Here is a 3,227-nt window from a genome sequence, read left to right on the forward strand (position 1 = left end):
TACTTTGTCGGCCGGCGGATGCGTGCACGTTATCCCCGAAGATATGAGGATAGACCTGCCCGCCCTTAACGACTATTTTGAATCCAATAAAATAACTTTGGCGCTGCTTACGACTCAGCTCGGCAGGCAGTTTGTAACCGGCATAAAGAACCATTCTTTAAGGTGCTTGCTAGTCGGCGGAGAAACGCTTACGCCGGTTCATCCTCCGCGCGGCTATAAACTTTATAACGCTTACGGCCCGACCGAGGCGACGGTTTACAGCTCCTATTGGTTCGTCAAGAAATACTATGAACGCGTGCCTTTGGGCAAGCCCGTCAACAACTGTTCGGTTTATATCGTAAGCAAAGACGGAACTTTGGCCCCGGTGGGCACCTTCGGCGAGCTTTGCATTTCCGGCGCAAATTTGGCTAAAGGCTATTTGAACCTGCCGGAACTTACGCGGGAGCGTTTCGTCAAAAATCCGTTTTCCGACGAGCCCGGCTTTGAACTTATGTACAAAACCGGGGACGTGGCCCGTTTTACTCCGCACGGCTGGATTGACTTCTTGGGAAGGAAAGATTCCCAAGTTAAAGTGCGCGGATTCCGCATAGAATTGGGCGAAATTGAAACGGTAATAAGGAAATATCATTCCGTACGCGACACCACCGTAATAGCCAAAACGGATAAATCCGGCGGGGCGTATGTCGCGGCCTATATAACTTCGGATAAAAAAATTGACGTAAACGCGCTTAAGCGTTTTATGGAAGACGCTCTGCCTCCGTATATGATACCCGATTTTATTATGCAGATTGAGTCGATTCCGCTTAACCCCAACGGGAAAGTGGATAAAGCTTCTCTGCCCGATCCTTTGGAAAACGTCGTTAAAACGGAAGAATACGCCGCGCCAAAAGGACGTACTGAGCGTGAGCTGGCCCTAATTTGGGCGGATATATTGAATATGGACGTCAAAACCATAGGGCGCGACGACGGCTTTTTTGACTTGGGCGGAACCTCTTTAAGGGCTACGGAGCTTTCTCTCCGGGTAAGGGATAATTTTAAGGAAAATATGCCGCCGGCTACGATATTCAAATTCCCTAAACTTAAGGATCAGGCGGCTTATCTTAACAGTAAAAACAGGTTTTCCATGGTGTACGCCTTTAACGAGAACGGCAAAAAAACGCCGATATTCTTCGTCCACACTGCCAATACCGGGGCGGAAGCTTATGTGTCTTTGGCCGCGAAGCTTCCTAAAGAGCAGCCGTTTTACGCCGTAGAACCGCATAATATCTTCAGCGAGGAAGAACCCGTCAGGGGCGTAAAGAACCTTGCTCGCCGCTATATAAAATATATAAAGAAAGTGAAGCCTTCCGGCCCTTATATACTGGGCGGGTGGAGCTTCGGCGCGGTCGTCGCTTACGAAATGGCCGTTTTGCTGGAAAAAGCCGGCGAAAAGGTGGAAAATCTTTATCTTCTCGACCCTATAATCGAGCACCCCGAAAAGGAAAAAGAACTTACGCGCAAGCTTATGGAAACTTCTTTCTTCCAGGCTTATTTGAACAATGACCCGCTTTTCGGACGCTTTAAAAAGCTGGGTTTTATGGATAAGCTGATAGAAAACAATAAAAACGTTTTGGAAGATATGTTTGCCTATAAGCCGGGCAAATACGGCGGCAAGGTTACGCTTTTTAAAGCCGTCAGGCTGGAGGCCGTCCCCGGCGACGTTGACAAAGCTTTGGCTTTGGCTTTGCGCAAATTCCAGATTATGCACAGAGATAAGCCCGATAACGGCTTCGGCAAATATGTAAAACGCCTTAAAACCGTCCGAATAAATGCCGTACATAATTATCTTATGCGCGGCAACGCTTTGGAAGTTATCGCTTCGGAGATAACGGGAAAAAGTAAAAAGAAAAAATGAAAATAACGGAACTTTTTAAAGGCAAAGCGGGGCTTTTCTTTACGGTAAACGCTTTGGCCAGCATAGGGCTGAATATCGGCGTCGTGGGCGTAAATTGGTTTATAATCAGCAGTACGGGCCAAAACGAGGTGCTGGGTATTTACGGCGCGCTTTCGCTGGCGGTGTCGTTTATTACTTTGGTTTTGGCCGGCAGTTTTACCGATAAGTACAATAAAGTGGCGATAATGAAGTATTGCTGTTTGGGCCAGGCTTTGCTCTTTTTCCTTACGGCCGCTTGCTGCGTTTTAGGCGTGCCTGCCATTTATATAATTTACGCGCTCGCTCTGCTTAATATGCCCTGCATGGTTATTTTTATAACCGTTTCGCGCGGGGCCATACCGGCGGTGTGGGATAAAAGCGAACTTTCCAAAGGCAATTCCATAATAGAAATAACAATTCAGGCCGGCGCGATGTTCGCCGCTTTGCTGACGGGTTTTTTATATCATGCGTTCGGTTTCAGCTTGCTGATATTTGTTGGCGCGATTTTGACTTTCGCCGCCTATCTTCTTTTGGGAAAATCCAAATATTCATTTGATTATGAATTGCCCGCTAAGGAAGGCTTTTTGCTTAATATAAAGCGCGGTATCGCCTATTTGCGCGGCAGGAAAGATATTTTCTTTTACGGTTTGGTGGTATTTGTGCCGACGGTGGTTATTTCCGCTTCCAATACGGTGATACCGGGCTATGTGGAACAGTATTTGGGCGGCGGCGCAATGGTTTACGGTTTGGGCGATATGATATTTGCCGTCGGGGCTATGCTGGCCGGCTTTTTGGCGCACAGATTTATATCCGCATCCCGCCGTCCGCTTTGGCAGAATATTTTATTTGCCGTCGGTGCGTTCAGCCTGTTTTTATTTGTAACCAATAAAAATATATACTTTTTTCTTATAAATATTTTTATAACGGGCGTTGCCATTGCCGGGCTTAGAGTGCTTTTGAATACCGGCTTTATGGAAGCCGTAAAAGGCGAATATCTTGGCAGAAGTCTGTCGCTTTTAATGGCCCTGTCCATGGCGGTGCAGGCTTTGCTTTCTTATATAATCGGTTTCATTATGGACGCTTGGAAAGTTACCGGCGGATATTGGGTGCTTATTGGGTTGATGGTGTTGGGCATGGCTGGGCTTGGGGTGGTTAGGCTTAGGGATACGGGCCAATAGTTACTCGCTGGTTATTAAGTCCTCACGGCTAGCAAACTTCCGTATTTGGCTTTTTTTACTCGGTCTATGTTATGTCCTCATTGCTAGCAATTTAGGTTAAGCAAAGCCTTATACTGCACCTTGCGCCGCTCTGATTT

At 47.0% G+C, this 3,227-nt stretch carries 2 protein-coding genes; both read left to right on the top strand.

All coding sequences use genetic code 11. The features are described 5' to 3' along the window. Positions 1–1,894, top strand: a 1,894-nt coding sequence (locus tag ACQY26_RS03180; protein WP_428047643.1) for a thioesterase domain-containing protein, incomplete at its 5' end; no start/stop codon positions are given. Next, entirely contained in the window at positions 1,891–3,090 is a 1,200-nt protein-coding gene (locus tag ACQY26_RS03185) for an MFS transporter (RefSeq protein WP_428047644.1), read from the top strand. The genes ACQY26_RS03180 and ACQY26_RS03185, both read left to right, overlap by 4 nt. Positions 3,091–3,227: the final 137 nt, after the last annotated feature.

This window comes from Candidatus Proelusimicrobium excrementi, from assembly GCF_937881865.1.
GTDB classification, from domain to species: Bacteria; Elusimicrobiota; Elusimicrobia; order Elusimicrobiales; family Elusimicrobiaceae; genus Proelusimicrobium; species Proelusimicrobium excrementi.